The organism is Paraburkholderia sp. WS6, assembly GCF_030464835.1.
GTDB lineage: Bacteria > Pseudomonadota > Gammaproteobacteria > Burkholderiales > Burkholderiaceae > Paraburkholderia > Paraburkholderia madseniana.
In genome coordinates this window covers 14707-34016 of record NZ_JALQCK010000052.1, presented here as the reverse complement: position 1 = coordinate 34016, position 19310 = coordinate 14707, and the positions used below count along the sequence as shown (strand labels likewise).

15 protein-coding genes are annotated in these 19310 nt (G+C 63.1%); 5 read left to right on the top strand and 10 right to left on the bottom strand.

Annotated features, from left to right (window positions below):
• Positions 1-11: 11 nt before the first annotated feature.
• The 5 genes from M0D64_RS38855 to M0D64_RS38835 form a co-directional block, all read right to left on the bottom strand.
• Positions 12-2126 (bottom strand): site-specific recombinase, encoded by a 2115-nt coding sequence (locus M0D64_RS38855; RefSeq protein WP_266261555.1) that lies wholly within the window; start codon positions 2124-2126, stop codon positions 12-14.
• A gap of 801 nt (positions 2127-2927) precedes the next feature.
• The gene (locus M0D64_RS38850; protein WP_154566662.1) at positions 2928-3644 is read right to left on the bottom strand and encodes a membrane integrity-associated transporter subunit PqiC; all 717 of its coding nucleotides are present in this window, start codon (positions 3642-3644) and stop codon (positions 2928-2930) included.
• The gene (locus M0D64_RS38845) at positions 3641-5299 is read right to left on the bottom strand and encodes an intermembrane transport protein PqiB (RefSeq protein ID WP_266261554.1); all 1659 of its coding nucleotides are present in this window, start codon (positions 5297-5299) and stop codon (positions 3641-3643) included. Before M0D64_RS38845 ends, M0D64_RS38850 begins: the two co-directional genes overlap by 4 nt.
• Complete coding sequence (locus M0D64_RS38840; RefSeq protein ID WP_266261553.1) at positions 5292-5942, bottom strand: paraquat-inducible protein A; 651 nt, start codon at positions 5940-5942, stop codon at positions 5292-5294. The genes M0D64_RS38845 and M0D64_RS38840 overlap by 8 nt, the downstream gene beginning before the upstream one ends.
• Before the next feature lie 7 nt (positions 5943-5949).
• A complete protein-coding gene (locus M0D64_RS38835) occupies positions 5950-6705 on the bottom strand; it encodes a paraquat-inducible protein A (RefSeq protein WP_171926306.1) in 756 nt (251 codons plus the stop codon).
• A 449-nt stretch (positions 6706-7154) separates the two neighbouring features.
• Here M0D64_RS38835 and M0D64_RS38830 point away from each other — a divergent pair, with 449 nt between their 5' ends.
• The 4 genes from M0D64_RS38830 (at position 7155) to M0D64_RS38815 (ending at position 10508) form a co-directional block, all read left to right on the top strand.
• Positions 7155-7715: a cytochrome b gene (locus tag M0D64_RS38830; RefSeq protein ID WP_266261552.1), complete on the top strand. Its 561-nt coding sequence runs from the start codon at positions 7155-7157 to the stop codon at positions 7713-7715.
• Positions 7716-7723: 8 nt separating this feature from the next.
• A complete protein-coding gene (locus M0D64_RS38825; protein ID WP_266261551.1) occupies positions 7724-8287 on the top strand; it encodes a YceI family protein in 564 nt (187 codons plus the stop codon).
• A gap of 84 nt (positions 8288-8371) precedes the next feature.
• Positions 8372-8941: a YceI family protein gene (locus M0D64_RS38820; protein ID WP_266261569.1), complete on the top strand. Its 570-nt coding sequence runs from the start codon at positions 8372-8374 to the stop codon at positions 8939-8941.
• Between the two features lie 289 nt (positions 8942-9230).
• Positions 9231-10508: an MFS transporter gene (locus M0D64_RS38815; protein WP_171926308.1), complete on the top strand. Its 1278-nt coding sequence runs from the start codon at positions 9231-9233 to the stop codon at positions 10506-10508.
• Positions 10509-10597: 89 nt separating this feature from the next.
• Here M0D64_RS38815 and secF read toward each other — a convergent pair whose 3' ends face one another.
• The 5 genes from secF to queA form a co-directional block, all read right to left on the bottom strand.
• Complete coding sequence (gene secF, locus M0D64_RS38810) at positions 10598-11548, bottom strand: protein translocase subunit SecF (protein ID WP_154566669.1); 951 nt, start codon at positions 11546-11548, stop codon at positions 10598-10600.
• Between the two features lie 18 nt (positions 11549-11566).
• On the bottom strand, positions 11567-13615 hold the full coding sequence (secD, locus tag M0D64_RS38805; RefSeq protein ID WP_266261550.1) for a protein translocase subunit SecD: 2049 nt from the start codon (positions 13613-13615) through the stop codon (positions 11567-11569).
• Positions 13616-13733: 118 nt separating this feature from the next.
• On the bottom strand, positions 13734-14063 hold the full coding sequence (gene yajC / locus M0D64_RS38800; RefSeq protein WP_020069679.1) for a preprotein translocase subunit YajC: 330 nt from the start codon (positions 14061-14063) through the stop codon (positions 13734-13736).
• 205 nt (positions 14064-14268) lie between these two features.
• Positions 14269-15474 carry a tRNA guanosine(34) transglycosylase Tgt gene (gene tgt, locus M0D64_RS38795; protein ID WP_171926310.1) on the bottom strand — a complete coding sequence of 402 codons (1206 nt, stop codon included), beginning with the start codon at positions 15472-15474 and terminating at the stop codon, positions 14269-14271.
• Between the two features lie 239 nt (positions 15475-15713).
• On the bottom strand, positions 15714-16772 hold the full coding sequence (gene queA, locus M0D64_RS38790) for a tRNA preQ1(34) S-adenosylmethionine ribosyltransferase-isomerase QueA (protein ID WP_266261549.1): 1059 nt from the start codon (positions 16770-16772) through the stop codon (positions 15714-15716).
• 148 nt (positions 16773-16920) lie between these two features.
• Between queA and recG the strand changes: the two genes are divergently transcribed.
• Positions 16921-19227 carry an ATP-dependent DNA helicase RecG gene (recG, locus tag M0D64_RS38785; protein WP_266261548.1) on the top strand — a complete coding sequence of 769 codons (2307 nt, stop codon included), beginning with the start codon at positions 16921-16923 and terminating at the stop codon, positions 19225-19227.
• Positions 19228-19310: the final 83 nt, after the last annotated feature.

Below are 19310 nucleotides of genomic sequence, written 5' to 3'. Positions count from 1 at the left end.
TAGATAAGGCGCTATTGTACGCGGTCGGGGTGCGGCGCCGCTTTGGCCGGCCATACCAGCTCCAGCGGATGCCTGAACACCCGCTGCCAGATCGCGCCGCGCAGCGAGCGCACCGCATTGCGCCGCAAATCGCGCGATTTCACCGCCATGTAGAAGGCGAGCGCGAAACTCACGGCCACGTTGAGGATCGCCATGCTGCCGACACCCGCAACCGCCCACCACAGCTCCGGCAACTTCAACGCGTCCTTGCCGAGCACACCGAGCGCGATGCCGATCGAGCCGGCGCTCAGTGTCACGTGACGCACCTCGAAAGTGAAGGCGAAGGCGGTGAGGATCGCCGGCACGAGCCCGAGCATCAGGCCGAGCGTGATGTTGCCCACGACGCCCGCCACATTCGAGCGGCAGAAGGCAGCGAGCCGGGCGGTGCCGGCCGCGCCGAGCGTCATGCGCAGGCGCCGGTTGTAGGCGAGCGCATCCGCCACGCGATGCAGGACGAACCAGTTGTCCGCCCATCCTGACAGCAAGCTCGACGACCATAGCAGCACGCCGGTCAGCGCGGCGTAGAACGGCGTCGGTCCCAAGAGCGAGAACGAGTGCAGCGTGGCGTGGGCCTTCTCGGGCGAAATGATGTTGGCGTTGAAGAGCGCGTGCCACACCCATTGCACGCCGAAGCACACTGGAAACACCAGCAGCACGTTGCCGAGCACCGCGGCTGCCTGCGTGCGCATCAACGCGGTCACCGAACTCACGAAGCTGTCGACGCCTGCCGGCGTACCGGTGCCGTCGAGTTCGCGGGCGAGCGTAGGCGCGGTCATCGCCGGTTGTTTGGTGGCGAGCGAGAAGTGCAGGAAGTGCATCAGCAGGAAGCTGGCCGCGTAGTTGATGCCGGCGAGCAGGCCTTCGAACATCGATTGCAGATGCGCGCCGGTGATGGCGAATTTCACGCAGACCGTGACGACGGTCACGAGCCCGCCGCCGGCCGCCATGCGCAGCATCTTCAGGTATTCGACGCGATCGCGGGCGATGTAGTGTTCGCCGGTATCGGCGCTGTATTCGACGACCTTGCGCGCCAGCAACGAGAAATTGCTGCGCACGAGATGCGCCACGCTCTGGCTCGCGTGATTCGCGTCCACCAGTTCGGCGGTGAGACGTGCGCCGGCATGCGGATCGTCCTGCGCCATCCAGGCGTTCAGCAGGTGTTCCGCGCGCACGATGCGCATGCGCATCCGTTCGACCTGGAACACGATATCGACACTGACGCCGTTGCGATAGAGATGGGCGAAGACGTTGTCGGTGGCGCTGCGGCATTCGTCGAGCAGCAGGCGCAGATAGTTGACCTCATGCAGCAGCTTCTCCTGCGGGGCGCCTTCGCTGACTGCCTGATGGGCCGCTTCGACGGCGAGCATGGCGCGCGTGAGCCGGTAGAACGGCTGCTTTTCCATGGCGACGCGCACGCCGCCGGCATCGCCGAGGTCGACTTCACCGAGGCGACTGCGAACGGTTTGCGACAGACCGGTCGAGCTGATCTGGCAGGTGAGGTTGTGCAGGGCGGCCAGCAGGTCGAGCGAAAACGGGGTGGTGTCGCGTTGTTTGCTGTCGTCCTGTTCGTAATCGAAGAGCGCGCGGATGCGGGTGAGCAGATCGGTGGGCAGATTGGCGATCCAATCGGCGTCGCGGTCCTGGCTGAACATCAGCGTGACGATTGCTCGCAGATCGCGGCGGTTTGGCGCGGGCGGGATCAGGGAGGCTTCGAGGCGCTCGAAGAGTGCGCCGAAGAAGCCTGAGTGCACGGGCATGCCTGCATCGCAGAGAAGCGAAAGGCCGTCGCTTTCGCGCAGTAGCGCACGGAGAATGCCGGCGACGTTGCTCTTCCAGGCTGGGTTGCGGTCCAGCACGTTGAGCATGTAGCGGATTCTTGTGTGTGCTGGGGTGGGGCTGGCGGTGCCTGGTTGCTCGGGGTGGACTGCGCGGTCGCGGTGGATCCAATGGGCGAGTTCGATCAGCCATTCGCTACGGTCTGGATACGGTGCCGTCTTGTCGGCGATCGCTAGCAGCGCGTCGAGCTGGTGGCCGCTGTCGCGGGAGGCGCGCCATTTCTTTAGGAGTCTTTTGATTGAGGTGAGCATTTGGGGTTTTTTTGCCTGCGGCGCTTATTGTCAGTGTTCTTAGGGCTTTGGCCTTTCCTTGAATTGTTAGTGGTCTATTAGCGTTGCCCCTGTGCGGGGCGGCACCTACTTCTCTTTGCCGGCTGCAAAGAGAAGTAGGCAAGAGAAAGCAGCTCAAACCGCTACTGCTAAGTGGGCACCGTGGTTTGCAACGGATAGTGGTGCATCTGGAATCTGGGTTCGTGCACCTGCATAGGCTTGTGACAAGGGCGTCATACTTCCGGCGGCGCTGCGCGCGCCGAAGAGTACTTCAGAAAACCACCCGCTACGTTTTGACGCTCGCGTCTCGCCACCGAACCGTGGCTTGCCTTTGCACCGCCATCGCGATTGTGACTGCAACTGTGCCTGTGATTGCAGTACACCGACAAATCATTATGAAGTTGGTGTTCCCGGACGAGTGTTGAGGTGCGTCGCCGAGGCGAAGCCGACGGCCCCCACCGTGCTCAACCGAAGCCGCTGGTTTCCCAAGCAGACCCGTCCGCGACGCACGTAGTGCGGAGTGGGAGCTGATGAGTCCTTTGTCACTAACGCGGAATGTGCGAGAACACAGATTCCAGATGCACCACTACCCGTTGCAAACCACGGTGCCCACTTAGCATGAGCGGTTTGAGCCGCTTTCTTTTGCCTACTTTTCTTTGCGGCATGCAAAGAAAAGTAGGTGCCGCCCCGCACAGGGGCAACGCTAATAGACCACTAACAATTCAAGGAAAGGCCAACACCACAAGAACACTGACAAAAGCGCCGCGCAGGCAAAAACCTCCCTCAACTACTCACAACAGCAGAAGGACAAGCCGGCACAGCAATAGCAACCCCCTTCCCGGCGGAGCCCCCCTTAGGATAAGCAGCCGCCATCCCCTGCACAGCAGCAGCCACCTGCACAGCAATCCGCTGCAACGCGACGCGATGCCCATTAACAAGCGCATCGTAGCCGCCGCTCACCGGCTCACTCACCACACTCCGACAGGTCATCACCGCAGCACCACGTACAGCCCGCACACTCCAAACCGCATCGATCAACGCATGCGACCCCGGCCACGACTCGAACCGCTGCACATTCATGCTGACCCGATACACCGGCGTCGTATCCGGATAAGCAGTGCCATACACATCGATTGTGCCCAGCTGCTGCGTAAGACTAGTCGACAAAGCTCGACGAATCTCGTCACCCGGCAACGAAGCCCAACGCTCCTGCTCGAGCACCTGGACCTGCGTCGGTCCCGTCTGCACCACAAGCTGATTCTTCGCCACTTGCGGCGGCACATCGATTGGCGCGACTTCAATCAGCCACGCTGGCGCAGCCGAAGTCCTGGCGCTAACCGGCGCCGCGGAGCCGGCAGGCGTACCCTCCGCGCCGAGCGTATAAAAGCGGCTGCTCGGCGACGAACACGCCGCCATCGCCACCAGTCCGGCCAGAGCGCCGATATAAACAGCGCCGCGCACGAGCCCGCGCGGCGGGCGGGGGAGCCGGGCAAACATCATGGTTTATCTCCTGTTTTACCGCGCAACAGCGATTCCGGATGACGCTCCAGATAATCCGACAACGCATTCAGCGACTGCAACGTGCGCGTCAGTTCCTGCAACGCCTGATGAACATCCGACTGCAACGGCGAGTCCTGCTGCAACGTCGCCTCGGCCGAACCGAAGGTCTGCTTCGCCGCGGCCAGCGTGTCGCGTGCCTCCGGCACGACTTCCTTGTCGAGTCGCGTGAATAGCTGGTCGGCATTCTTCAACGCGCTGTTCAGGTTCGAACCGATCTGGTCGAACGGCACCTTGTCGAGCTTCTTCGCAATGTCGGCAACTTGCACCTGCAGCTCGTCGAGCGAATTCGGGATGGTCGGCAACTCGAGCGGATCGCCTGTGACGTCGACCGTGGCCGGCGGCGCTTTCGGGAAGATATCGAGCGCCACGTACAACTGGCTCGTAATCAGATTGCCGGTGCGCAACTGGCCGCGCAGGCCATGCTTGACGAGCTGTTGCAGCAAGGCCTGACCTGCGAGGGTTCCCGGTGTCGGTGCAGTTTCGCGGAAGCGCTTGCCGAGGCGGTCCGGGTACAGGTTCATCGTCACCGGCATCGTGAAGCTACGGGTCTTCGGATCGTAGTCGATGCCGATGTTGGTCACCTGGCCCAGCACGATGCCGCGGAAGTCGACCGTCGCGCCGACCGACAGCCCACGCAGCGACTGATTGAAGTTCATCACCACGCGCAACGGCACGCCGTCCGGCTCGCGCATCGCGTCCTGTTCATCCGAACCGAGGCGGAACGTCATGTTGTTCGGCGCCTGCGCGCCCACGCCCTGGCCCGTCGGCGACTGGAACGACAAGCCGCCGACGATCACCGTCGCAAGCGACTGCGTATTCAGCTTGAAGCCGCTCGAGTCGAGCCGCAGATCGACGCCGCTCGCATGCCACCAGCGCGAATTGGTGCCGACGTACTGGTCGAACGGCGCCGACACGAACACCTGCATCGTCACACCGGTGCCGTCCTTGTCGAGCGAAAAGCCGACCACCTGGCCGACCTGCACGCGCCGGTAGAAAATCGGCGAGCCGATGTCGATCGAGCCGAGCGAGTCGCCGTGCAGAATGAACTGGTGGCCCTTCTGGTCGCCTGTAATAGGTGGCGGCGTTTCGAGGCCGACGAAGTCTCTTTCGGTGTCCGGCGAATGGCCGGCGTCCGCGCCGATGTACGCACCCGAGAGCAACGTGGTCAGTCCGGACACGCCGCTCGCGCCGACGCGAGGGCGCACCACCCAGAAGCGCGAATCCTTGACCGCGAAGTCTTCGCCTTCCTTGGTGAGTTGCACCTGAACCAGCACGTGCGACAGATCTTTCGAGAGCGTGATGGTCTTCACCGAGCCGACGTCGACGTCCTTGTACTTGACCTTGGTCTTGCCGGGCTCGAGGCCTTCGGCGCTGGTGAACGTGATCGTGATGGTCGGGCCTCTTTCGGTTACCGACTTGATCACGAGCGCGACGCCGATCAGCGCGGCGATCAGCGGAATCACCCAGACGAGCGAGGGCAGCCAGCGGCTCTTCGGCTCGATGTCGGGGTCTGGCAGTTGGGGTGGCAGCTTCGGTCCGTTCGAATCGTTGCGCGGCGCATCGGAGGCGGGCGTCGGTCCTTGCGGGCTAGTCATGGTCGATGTCCTGAGGTTTTGGAGTACTGCCTTCCACGTTGTCCCAGATGAGCCGTGGATCGAATTGCATGGATGCCATCATCGTCAGAATCACCACCGAACCGAAGGCGATCGCGCCCGGGCCGGCCGTGATCACAGCAAGCGACTTGAAACGGACCAGCGCGACGGTCAGCGTGACGACGAAGACGTCGAGCATCGACCAGCGCCCGATCCGTTCGACCATGCGGTACAACGTGGTGCGTTGCTCCGGCCGCCAGCGCGAGCGGCGCTGCGCGGTGGCGGTGAGCAGCACCAGCACACTGAGCTTGAGCATCGGCACCATGATGCTGGCGATGAACACGATCACGGCCAGCGGCCAGTCGCCTGAGGTCCAGAAATACACGACACCGCTCATGATGGTGTCGTCCTCCGAACCGAGGAGCGACGAGGTATGCATCACCGGCAGCAGATTCGCGGGAATATACAGCAAGGCGGCGGCGATCAGCAGCGCCCACGTGCGCATCAGGCTGTCGGGGTTGCGCCGGTGCAGCACCGCGCCGCAACGGCTGCAGTGCTGCGGCGTGACGGAGCGGATGCGCGGCTCGACGCGTCCGCATGCATGGCAGGAGACCAGACCCGCGCGCTTCGCGGTGACGTATTTCATCGTGCGCTCATCCCTGATGCGGGGCCGGCGGCACGCCTGGCGGCAATGTGGATTGCGACCCGGCTTGCACCTCCGGTGGCGCGGGCGGCCCGGCGACCGAACTGACGGCAGCCGCCGCGCTGTCGGCGGAGGTGCGCGGCAACGGCCGCGGGCCGCGGTCGTCCATTTCGTCGGCAACATCCCACAGCACGCGCGGATCGAACGTGAGGACTACCGCGATCATCAGCGTCAGCACGCCGAACGCGAATAGCGCCGCTTCGGGAATCACGCGCGCGAGACTCACCATCTTCACGATGGTGATCAGCACCCCGAGCATGAACACTTCGATCATGCCCCACGGCCGCACGAATTGAATGGCGCGCAACACGCGGTTGAAGGCGGGCGGCACATAGCCGGCGCGCAGCGGGATCAGCACGTAGAGCAGCGCGACCAGCTCGGTCAGCGGGAACAGGATGGTCGAGCAGAACACCATGACCGCGACGATCTGCATGTCCTCGCCCCATAGCGCGACGAGCGCGCCGAACAGCGTGGTTTGCGAGGTGATGCCGTTGGCATCGAGTTCGACGATCGGGAAGGCCTGGGCGATGACGAAGGTGATCAGCGCGGCCAGCGTCATCGCACAGATGCTGTCGAGTTTGCGGGAGACGCCGCGATAGAGCGTCGCGCCGCAGCGCGGACAGCGCGCGACCACGCGCCCCACAAGCGGGGGCTTGCGGAACAGCGTATCGCATTCATGGCACGCGATCAGGTTGTCATGGTCCATACGGCAGAAGGGCTAACGACGTGATGGGAGGCGTGCAATGCCCGTTTCAGGGCGGGGCTGCAGAAAGCGTGGAGCAATAGTACCAAACGCGCTTCGCCGCGGGGCAGGCCATTGCACCCTATGCAAGCAGTGAACCCGGTGGCGTCGGAATCAGGAATAGTCTTACACAAAAATACCTGCTTCTGACATTGTCCGGCCCCAATTGTTCAATGCCGTTCTGCACGCGGGAAAACTTCCGGGTGCCGGCTTTGCATGGGACCGGAGTAAGCGCTGAAGCGCTAACTCCGGTCGACACAGCCAGCTTTTTCCGCTTGCGGTAGCATGGCGGCCTTGGCCTGTGCCGCAGCCGCCATGTTTTCTATCGCGCCGCACGATGCTGCATGCATTGGCGGCGTGGAATAGCAGGGCCGGCTGCTCCGTTAACCTTTCTTAGCTTGCGTTGACCTGTCATGGCACTCAATCCTTCTTTCGGTGGCCGGGAGTCGTACACGCGGACGGCCATTGCCTTTCACTGGCTGATCGCGCTACTGATCGTGTGCGGCTTCGCGCTTGGTTGGGTGATGACCGACATCCCCGGCTTCACGCCCACCAAGCTGCGCTACTTCTCCTGGCACAAATGGATCGGCGTGACGGTGTTCGCGATCGCCGTGCCGCGCATTCTGTGGCGCGCCACCCATGCTGCCCCGCCGATGCCGCGGCGCATGCCGGCCTGGCAGCGCGGCGCCGCGCATCTCACGCATCTGCTGCTGTACGTGCTGATGATCGCGATTCCCGCCTCCGGCTATCTGTATAGCTCGGCGGCCAACATACCGGTGGTGTACCTCGGCCTGATTCCGCTGCCGCGCCTGATCGCACCGGACCCGCATCTCAAGGAACTGCTGAAGAACGTGCATATCGCGCTGAATTACACGTTGCTCGTGCTGGTCGCGTTGCACGTCGCGGCGGCGCTCAAGCATCAATGGTTGGACCGCGACGGCCTGCTGTCGCGCATGCTCCCTTTCATCAAATAAGGATAACCATGAAAGTTTCGTTTTATCGCTACATGCTCGCCGCGTTTGCTGCGGCCTCGCTGACCGCGGCCGGCAGTGCGCTCGCCCAGGTCGACGTCACGAAGAGTTCGGTGACGGCAACTTCGAAGCAGATGAACGTGCCGGTGGAAGGCAAATTCGGCAAGTTCACCGCGCAAGTCAAGTTCGACCCGGCAAAACCGGCCGACGGCAGTGCGCAGTTCAGCATCGACGTGGCCAGCTACGATCTCGGCGACGAAAGCTACAACGACCAGGTGCGCGGCAAGGACTGGTTCGACGCGAAGACATATCCGACTGCTACCTTCGTGTCGAGCGCGATTGCGCCGGCCGGCGGCAATCAGTTCAAGGTCACCGGCAAGCTGACCATCAAGGGTAAATCGCAGACCGTCGTGGTGCCGGTCGCGGTCACCCAGCAGGGCGCAACCCAGACGTTCGACGGCGCTCTGCCGATCAAACGCTCGCAATTCGACATCGGTACCGGCGAATGGAAAGACACCTCGGTAGTGGCCGATGACGTGGTGATCAAGTTTCATCTCGTTGCAGCACACAAGTGACGTTCGCCGCGCTCTCCGGGCGCGGCCGCTTTCCTTCAAGTCAGGAATTCCGAAAAACATAAGGAGCATGAATTGAAAACATCCCTGTTGATCGCCGTCGGCGCACTGGCTTCTTCTTTCTCGCTCGGCGCGTTTGCTGCAGCGGACACCTATCAGCTCGACCCGACCCACACGTTTCCGAGCTTCGAGGCGGATCACTTCGGTGGCCTCTCGGTGTGGCGCGGCAAGTTCATCAAGAGCTCGGGCACGGTCACGCTCGACCGCGCAGCCAAGACCGGCACGGTGGACGTCACGGTTGACCCGGCTTCGGTCGAAACCGGCAACACCAAGCTCGACGAGCATCTGAAGACGGACGAATTTTTCGATGTGACCAAGTATCCGTCGGTGACCTACAAGGGTACCGATATCAAGTTCGACGGCGACAAGCCGGTCCAGGTGGTCGGCAGCCTGACGATCCACGGCGTGACCAAGCCGCTGAATCTGACGATCGAATCGTTCAAGTGCATGCCGCATCCGGTGCTCAAGCGCGAAGTGTGCGGCGTGGAAGCGAGCGCCCATTTCAACCGTAGCGATTACGGCTTGGATTTCGGCGCCAAGTACGGCTTCAGCATGGATACCAAGCTGCATATTCAGGCCGAAGGCATCAAGCAATAAGCGCTTTAGCGAGCCTTTCGCCTGTTCGTATTGAATGACACAGGCGTCGTCGCCGTTGCGCCGCAACAAAAAAACCGCTTCGTTCGCTTTTGCGATGAAGCGGTTTTTTATTGCCTGCCTGAAACGCCGGAAGCCTTGTGCAATGGCCACGAGCGAATTGCCGCTCGCGCCGTTTTAATTTTTCAGGTACATAGAGCGCTGACACCGCATTGGTTGTGCGCGCACCCAGTTCGGCAAGATCCGGCGTAAAACCTACGTTAATAATATTTCGCGCGCATTGGAGATCTGCATGAATGCAACGACAGCGGCAAGCCTGGCGGGGAGCCGGCGGAATTCGTGGCGCGCGGTGGTCGCCGCCTCGATCGGCAACGCGCTGGAATGGTTCGATCTGGTGGTGTACGGCTTTTTCGCGGTCACCATCGCGAAGCTGTTTTTCCCGGCGGGTAACGACACGGTCTCGCTGCTGCTGACGCTCGGCACCTTCGGCGTGTCGTTCTTCATGCGGCCGCTCGGCGCGATCGTGATCGGTGCTTACGCCGACCGCGCCGGACGCAAAGCGGCGCTTACGCTGTCGATCCTGCTGATGATGTGCGGCACGTTGATCATCGCGCTTCTGCCGACGTATCAGAGCATCGGCATTGCCGCGCCCGTGATTCTCGTGGTGGCGCGCCTGATGCAAGGCTTTTCGGCGGGCGGCGAGTTCGGCAGCGCCACGGCTTTTCTCGCGGAACACGTGCCGGGGCGGCGCGGTTTCTTCGCGAGCTGGCAGGTTGCGAGCCAGGGGCTCACCACGTTGCTCGCCGCCGGTTTCGGCGTGCTGTTGACCGGCAAGCTGTCGCCTGAGCAGATGGCCTCGTGGGGCTGGCGCGTGCCGTTCTTCTTTGGTCTCCTGATCGGGCCGGTCGCGTGGTACATCCGGACCAAACTCGACGAAACGCCTGAGTTCCTCGCGGCGGAAACCACCACGACGCCGCTGCGCGACACGTTCGCGAGCCAGAAGCTGCGCCTCGTGATTGCGATCGGCGTGGTGGTGCTCGGTACCGTGTCGACCTATCTGGTGCTGTTCATGCCGACTTATGGCGTGAAGCAATTGGGGCTGGCGCCTTCGGTCGCGTTCGCGGCGATTGCGCTGACCGGTGTGATCCAGATGGTGTTTTCGCCACTGGTCGGCCATCTGTCGGACCGTCACGGACGCACCACGATCATGCTGATCTCGGCGCTGTTGCTTCTCGTGCTGATCAATCCGGCGTTCGTGTATCTGGTCGCGCATCCGACCTTCGGCACGCTAATCGCGCTGCAGGTCGTGTTCGGCTTTCTGATGACGGGCTACTTTGCGGCGCTGCCGGGTTTGCTCTCGGAGATGTTCCCGGTGCAGACGCGTACGACCGGTATGTCGCTGGCCTATAACATTGCCGTGACGATCTTCGGCGGCTTTGGGCCGTTCATCATCGCGTGGCTGATCAGCTTCACGGGGTCGAAGGCCGCGCCGAGCTATTACATGATTTTTGCTGCGGCCGTGAGCCTGGTGGCACTGATGGCGGCGCGGCGCAAGCTCGGGTTTCGCTAACGCGCGGTAAAGGCGGTAAATGCGGTAAACGCAAAAGGCCGGTTCGAGAGAACCGGCCTTTCTTATTGCGAGGTCTGCCTACAGCAAGCTCAAACTTGCGCGCCTGCGTTTGGATCGTCCGGATCGGTACGTTCCTTCTTGTCCTTCACCAGATCTTCGCGCTTCACGCCGAGCCACATGGCGAGCGCCGCGGCCACGAACACCGACGAGTAGATACCGAACAGAATACCGACCGTCAGTGCCAGGGCGAAGTAGTGCAGCGTGGGACCGCCAAACAGGAACATCGACAGCACCATCATCTGCGTACAGCCGTGGGTGATGATCGTGCGCGACATCGTGCTGGTGATTGCGTGGTTGATCACCTCGATCACGGTCAGCTTGCGTTCGCGGCGGAAGGTCTCACGAATCCGGTCGAAGATAACGACGGATTCGTTCACCGAGTAGCCGAGCACCGCGAGCACCGCGGCCAGCACCGACAGCGAGAACTCCCACTGGAAGAACGCGAAGAAGCCGAGAATGATGATCACGTCGTGCAAGTTAGCGATCACGCCGGCTACTGCGTATTTCCACTCAAAGCGGAACGACAGGTAGATCACGATGCCGACCACCACACAGGCCAGCGCGAGCAGGCCGTCGGTCGCGAGTTCCTTGCCGACCTGCGGGCCGACGAACTCGACACGCTGCAATTGCACCTGCGGGTCCTCGCCCTTCAGCGCGCCCATCACCTGGTCGCTCTGTTGCGCCGACGTGTAGCCCTGCTTGAGCGGCAGACGGATCAGCACGTCGCGCGAGGTGCCGAAGTTCTGCACTTGCGCATCGGGATAGCCGAGCTTGTTGAGCGTGCCGCGCACTGGTTCGAGCGGCGCGGCACCCGGATACTGCACTTCGATGACGGTACCGCCGGTGAATTCCACCGACAGATGCAGCCCGCGATGCAGCAGGAAAAACACAGCAGCGACGAACGTCAGCAGCGAGATTGCGTTGAACAGCAACGCACGCTGCATGAACGGAATGTCTTTGCGAAAACGGAAAAATTCCATGGTCTTGTTCTCCGGGACTCAGCGGGATGAACCCGGTTTCTGCGGCGTGTTCGACGAACCCGACGCATCGCGGCGGCGCACGGTCGGCTTGGTACGCGTCTGGGCCGCAGCTTTGGCCTTGGGCTTGGCGCTTGCCGCGGCGACGGCACGTGCCGTGTCGGTCGCAGCATCTTCGTTACCGAGGTAAGCGGCGGCGCCGTCGATACCTTCCGGTTGCGGACGCCACACCTGGCCAATAGCCAGCGACTTGAGCTTCTTCTTGCCGCCGTACCAGAGGTTGACGATACCGCGCGAGAAGAACACAGCCGAGAACATCGAAGTCAAGATGCCGATACAGTGGACCATCGCGAAGCCGCGCACCGGGCCGGAGCCGAAGGCGAGCAGCGCGAGGCCGGCGATCAGCGTGGTGACGTTCGAGTCGAGAATCGTCGCCCATGCATGCGCGTAGCCGTTCTGGATCGCCAGTTGCGGCGGCGCGCCGTGGCGCAGTTCTTCGCGCACGCGCTCATTGATCAGCACGTTTGCGTCGATCGCCATACCGAGCGCGAGCGCGATAGCGGCGATACCCGGCAAGGTGAGCGTGGCCTGCAACATGGACAGCACGGCGATCAGCAGCAGCAGGTTGACCGACAGGCCGATCATCGAGATCACGCCGAACAGCATGTAGTACGCGATCATGAAGACGGCGATTGCCACGAAGCCCCACACCACCGAGTGGAAGCCCTTCTTGATGTTGTCCGCGCCGAGGCTCGGGCCGATCGTGCGTTCTTCGATGATGTCCATCGGTGCGGCGAGCGAACCGGCGCGCAACAGCAGCGCGAGGTCGGCGGCGCCTTGCGGCGTAGCCTGGCCGGTGATCTGGAAACGGTCGCCCAGTTCCGACTGGATGGTCGCCACCGTCAGCACTTCGCCCTTGCCCTTTTCGAACAGCACCATGGCCATCGGCTTGCCGATGTTGTCGCGCGAGACACTGCGCACCGCGCGGCCACCGGCCGAGTCGAGGCGGATGTTGACCGACGGACGCTGATGTTCGTCGAAGCCTGCCGACGCGTCGATGATGCGGTCACCCGTGAAGATGATCTGCTTGCGCAGCAGCACCGGCGTCTGGTTGCCTTGCGTGAACAGTTCGTCACCCGGCGGCACCGGATCGGACGGATTCGGATGCGTATTGACCGGGTCGGCGAGGCGCGCTTCGAGCGTTGCTGTACGGCCGATGATGTCCTTTGCCTTCGCCGTGTCCTGCACACCCGGCAGTTCGACGACGATACGGTCCGAGCCTTGCTGCTGGATCACCGGCTCGGCCACGCCGAGTTCGTTCACGCGGTTATGCAGCGTGGTGATGTTCTGCTTGAGCGCGGCGTCCTGCACGGCTTTCTGCACCGCCGGCGTGAACGTGCCGACCAGTTGCACACTGCCGTCCGGGTTCGCTTGCGAGGCCCACTGGAGTTCGCCGATGCCGCGGCCCAGTTGCTTGGATGCCGCGTCTGCCGTGGCCTGGTCGGCGAAATTGATCACCACCGTCTGGTTGACGCGGTTCACGCCGCCGTCGCGGATGTTGTTGTCACGCAGCATGGTGCGTGCATCCGAGGCGTCGGAGTCGAGCTTCTTGTTGAGCGCGCCGGCCATGTCGACCTGCAGCAGGAAGTGCACGCCACCGCGCAAGTCCAGACCGAGGTACATCGGCAGCGCATGCAGGGCGGTCAGCCAGCGCGGCGACGCGCTTTGCAGGTTCAGCGCAACGATGAATTGCGGGTCGGTCGGGTCGCTGTTCAGCGACTTCTGCAGCAGGTCCTTCACGCGCAATTGCGTGTCGGTGTCGAGGAGCCGCACGCGGATGTTCGCGTTGGTCGACGAGTTGTCGAACGTGACTTCGTCAGGCTTGATCTGATTGGCGGCAAGCGCCGTTTCGACTGCCGACAGCGTGGTCGAGTCGAGCTTGACCGTTGCCTTGCCGCTCGACACCTGCACCGCCGGCGCTTCGCCGAACAGATTGGGCAGCGTGTAGACGAGGCCGATGACCAGAGCCACCAGCATCACGGCGTATTTCCAGAGGGGGTAGCGATTCATGAGTGGTCCAACGGGAAGGTTGGCTTGGAAGCGATGCGTCCGGCGATGAGCGCGGGCAGTTCAGCGTTGTGCTGCGAGAACTGCCGGCGAGGCCGCGCCGGACGCGAGAGAGCAGGCCTTACAGCGACTTGATCGTGCCCTTCGGGAGAATCGTCGTAACCGACGCCTTTTGCACGGTGATTTCCGTGCCTTCCGAGATTTCGACGCCGACGTAAGCCTCACCCACCTTGGTCACCTTGCCGACGATGCCGCCATTCGTCACCACTTCATCGCCCTTGGCCATGGCGGCGAGCATGTTGCGATGTTCCTTCTGGCGCTTCATTTGCGGGCGAATCATGATGAAGTACAGCACGCCGAACATCAGGATCAGCGGCAGGAAGCTCATCAAGTTCGATTCAATGCCACCTGCTGCTGTGCCTTGGGCGAAGGCATTGGAAATGAACGACACGTTGGTCTCTCCGTTATAAGTCAAAACGATCGAAAAAATCAGCCGGTTATTCTACCACTGGCCTGATAGGGGTCGGCGCGGCGAATCGGCTTTCCGATCAAACGTTTAAAGCCTTTTTACCGTGCGCGAAAGTTAATTGTAAGGTTTTCCGCGGGACGCCAACGGATTCCTCCGGCAAATTCGTCAGTTGATTCCCAAATGCGGGCTAATCGATGCCGCGTGCGCGGTCCTCGTGGAAGCGCTTGCGGAAAGGCTCGAACAGTTTTGCGTCGATCGCGTCGCGCATTTCCTGCATCAACTCGAGGTAGTAGTGCAGGTTGTGGATCGTGTTCAACTGTGCACCGAGGATTTCCCCTACACGATGCAGATGATGCAGGTAGCCGCGGGTGAAATTTCGGCAGGTGTAGCAGCCGCACTGCTCGTCGAGCGGGCGCAGCGAGTTCTTGTGCGCGGCGTTGCGGATCTTGATGTCGCCGAAACGGGTGAAGAGCCAGCCGTTGCGCGCGTTGCGGGTCGGCATCACGCAGTCGAACATGTCGACGCCGGCCGCCACGCCTGCCACCAGGTCTTCCGGCGTGCCGACGCCCATCAGGTAGTGCGGCTTGTCGGCCGGCAGCTTGGGGCCGATATGGTTCAGCACGCGCATCATGTCTTCTTTCGGCTCGCCGACTGACAGGCCGCCGATTGCGAGACCGTGGAAATCCATCTCCGCGAGACCCGCCAGCGATTCGTCGCGCAGGTCTTCGAACATGCCACCCTGGACGATGCCGAACAACGCGTTCGGGTTGCCGAGGCGGTTGAATTCGTCGATCGACCGTTTGGCCCAGCGCATCGACATGCGCATCGAATCGGCGGCTTCCTGATGCGAAGTCGGCACGTTGTTGGTCGCGTACGGCGTGCATTCGTCGAACTGCATGACGATGTCCGAGTTCAGCACCTTCTGGATCTGCATCGACACTTCCGGCGACAGGAAGAGCTTGTCGCCGTTGATGGGTGATGCGAACGTGACGCCATCTTCGGTGATTTTGCGCAGATCGCCGAGCGAAAACACCTGAAAACCACCCGAGTCCGTCAGGATCGGCTTCTTCCAGCCCATGAAGCCGTGCAGGCCGCCGTGCGCCTCGATCGTCTCCAGGCCCGGGCGCAGCCACAGGTGGAAGGTATTGCCGAGGATGATCTGCGCGTGCATTTCTTCGAGTTCACGCGGCTGGACCGCCTTCACCGTGCCGTAGGTGCCGACCGGCATGAAGATCGGCGTTTCGACCACGCCGTGATTGAGCGTGACGCGGCCGCGGCGTGCCTGGCCGTCGGTGCCGAGCAGTTCGAATTTGAGGCCGTTGTCAGGGCGCTCGCCGTGGCTCGCGCAGGTAGTGCAGGTACCGCTTGTATCGTGGGTATGACCGTCGGTCATGGGGGACTCCTGTGCTACCGGAAAACAGTCCGGCGCAAATGATGAACGCCGCCGGGTAGGCCACGGCGGCTGGGTAAAGAAAACTTGAGATGCGGCGCCGATCTGCCGCTGCACGTGGGTGCAGGAGAGGTCAGCAACACCTGCCGCTACATCAACGTAGCAAGGAGCGGCAGACTACCGCGCGCGCTGCTGGCGCGCAACGCCATCGCACGGGATATCGCCGTGCGACATGAAACGGCTCAAGCGTCGCGGCGCGTGAGCAGCATCGCGTCGCCATAGCTAAAGAAGCGGTAACGCTGTTCGATCGCGTGGCGGTAAGCCTCGCGAATCGTTTCGACGCCCGCGAACGCCGACACCAGCATCAGCAATGTCGACTTCGGCAAATGGAAGTTGGTCACAAGCCGGTCGACCACGCGGAATTTATAGCCCGGCGTGATGAAGATGTCGGTTTCCGTGCTGGCCGCGCCGAGCGGGCGTCCGGCAGCATCCGCATCGCGCGCGGCGGCTTCGAGCGCGCGCATCGACGTCGTGCCCACGGCGATCACGCGGTTGCCGCGCGCACGCGTTGCCGCGATCTTGTCGGCGAGCGATTGCGGCAGGTGGTACCACTCGCTGTGCATCTTGTGCTCGGCCAGATTCTCCACCCGCACCGGCTGGAAAGTACCGGCGCCGACATGCAGCGTCAGCGTCGCGCGCTCTACGCCGCGGGCGTCGAGCCGCGCGAGCAGCGCGTCGTCGAAATGCAGGCCGGCCGTGGGTGCGGCCACCGCGCCCGGGTTTTGCGCGAACACCGTCTGGTAGCGGGTTTCGTCGGTCGCGTCGGGGTCGTGCTCGATGTATGGCGGCAGCGGCAGGCGGCCGAATTGCTCGATGAGCGTCAGACAGTCGTCGGGGAAATGCAGCGTGTAGAACGGCTCGACGCGTTCGCCGACCGTCACATCGAACGCGTCGGCGAGGCGAATTGTGGTGCCCGGCTGCGGGCTCTTGCTCGCGCGGATCTGCGCAAGCGCCGTGCGCTCGCCCGTGAGGCGCTCTACCAGCACTTCGATCTTGCCGCCACTGGCCTTCTGGCCGAGGAAGCGCGCCTTCAGGACTTTGGTATCGTTGAAGACCAGCAGATCGCCGGGCGCGATGCACTCGGGTAATTCAGCAAAGCGGCGGTCGATCAGGCGCGCGGCGTCGGTTGCGTCGGCCGTGTTGGCCACTTCGAGCAGACGGCTGGCGCTGCGCTCGGGCAGCGCGACTTGCGCGATCAGCTCGGGCGGCAGATCGAAATCGAAATCGGAAAGCGTAAACATGCGGACGACTGGAAGCGAATTGGGACTGAATTGAGCCGAAGCCGGAGCCGGGCGGCTATGATTGCGGGACGCCGGAGCGGCCCGCGAGCCCGCGCGCTGCTTGGCGGCGACACCTTTGACAGCCGATATTGTACTTGCGAAGCAACCCATGCCTTTGTCCGAACGCCGATTGCCCTCCGCTACCGATGAAGTGAGCGCCGAGCCGAAGCGCCGCATCTCGCGGGGCAAAGCAGCGGCGGCCGACCAGAACGACCTTGGCGGGGGTGTCGCGCCGGAGAGCGACAAGGCCGCGCGTGAAGGTGAAATGGTTGACCCATTCGGTGACAAGCCTGCCGGCAAACCCGCGGGCAAAGCCGCCAGGAAGCCTGCTGCCGAAGCCGGCGCCAAGCCCGCGGCCAAACCCGTCGACAAGCTCGCCAAACTCGGTCTCACGCGCGACATCGATCTGGTGTTGCATCTGCCGATGCGCTACGAAGACGAGACCTCGCTGACGCCGATCGGGCATCTGCTGCCGGGTGGTATCTCGCAAACGGAAGGCGTGGTGTTCGACAACGAAATTGCCTATCGTCCGCGCCGCCAGTTGCTGGTGAAACTGCGCGACGACGCCGGCGACGAACTCGTCCTCCGCTTTCTGAATTTCTACGGCTCGCAGGTCAAGCAGATGGCGATCGGCGCGCGGCTGCGCGTGCGCGGCGATGTCCGCGGCGGTTTCTTCGGCATGGAGATGGTGCACCCGGCGGTGCGCGTGGTCGACGAAGACACGCCGCTGCCGCAGGCGCTGACACCGGTCTATCCGAGCACTGCGGGCGTGACGCAGGCGTATCTGCGCAAATCGATCGACAACGCGTTGTCGCGCACCTCGTTGCCGGAGTTGCTGCCCGAGCCGATCGCGCAAGCTTATTTGCAGCCACTCGGCGTGCCGGCGCTGATGGAGGCTGTGCGCACGCTGCATCACCCGGGCGTGCAGGCCGATGAAACCGCGCTGATGGATGGCACGCATCCGGCGTGGGTGCGGATCAAGTTCGAAGAATTGCTGGCGCAGCAGATGTCGTTGAAGCGCGCCCATGACGAGCGCCGCACGCGTGCGGCGCCGGCCATGCCGCGCCGCAAGCTGGGCGACGAAGCGGCGCTGGTGGCGCGTTTGCTAAAGGCGCTGCCGTTTTCGTTGACCGCGGCGCAGGAGCGCGTGGGCGGCGAGATCGCGCTCGATTTGACGCAGCCTCATCCGATGCAGCGGTTGCTGCAGGGCGACGTCGGCAGTGGTAAGACGATCGTGGCCGCTTTGGCCGCCGCGCAAGCGATCGACGCCGGCTACCAGGCCGCGCTGATGGCGCCGACCGAAATCCTCGCTGAACAGCACGCGCGCAAATTGCGCGGCTGGCTGGAGCCGCTCGGAGTAAGCGTCACGTGGCTCGCCGGCAGTCTGAAGACGAAGGAAAAGCGCGCCGCGATCGAAGCAGCGGCGCTTGGTACGGCGCAACTCGTCATCGGCACGCACGCGATCATCCAGGACGCGGTCGAGTTTGCGCGGCTGGGGTTGGTGATCGTCGACGAACAGCATCGCTTCGGCGTGGCGCAGCGCCTCGCCTTGCGCGCCAAGGCGCAGAACGCCGCCGACGGGGCGCGCGATTTCCAGCCGCACCAATTGATGATGTCGGCGACGCCGATTCCACGCACGCTGGCGATGACCTATTACGCCGACCTCGACGTCTCGACCATCGACGAATTGCCGCCTGGGCGCACGCCGATTCTGACCAAACTCGTTTCCGACGCGCGGCGCGAAGAGGTGATCGGCCGCGTGCGCGAGGCTGCGTTGACGGGTCGCCAGGTGTACTGGGTGTGTCCGCTGATCGAGGAAAGCGAGACCTTGCAGTTGCAGACCGCGGTGGAGACCTACGAGACGCTGGTGGCCGCGTTGCCCGAATTGAACGTCGGGCTGGTGCACGGACGTCTCGCGCCGGCGGAGAAGGCCGCGGTAATGGATGCGTTCACGCGCAACGAAGTGCAGCTTCTGGTGGCGACGACGGTGATCGAAGTGGGTGTCGATGTGCCGAATGCGTCGCTGATGGTGATTGAGCATGCCGAGCGCTTCGGTCTCGCGCAGTTGCATCAGTTGCGCGGGCGGGTGGGGCGTGGGAGTGCGGCTTCGGTCTGCGTGTTGCTCTATACCGGACCGCTGTCGATGACGGCGCGGGCGCGTTTGCAGACCATGCGGGAGACGACTGACGGCTTCGAAATCGCCCGGCGCGACCTCGAGATTCGCGGTCCGGGAGAGTTTCTGGGCGCCCGGCAGTCCGGCGCGGCCATGTTGAGGTTTGCCGATCTCCAGAATGACCAGTGGCTCATCGAGCCGGCCAGAGAGGCCGCCGCGGCTTTGCTCGCGACGTATCCGGAGGTGGTGCTGCAGCATCTGGCCCGCTGGCTCGGAGCGCGGGAGCAGTATCTGAAGGCTTGAGGACGGGTTCTTGACGGCAGGGACGTCCATCAGCCAGGCCGGCAAAGGACCAAAAAGTTGGCGAACCGACCCTATAGGTGTAT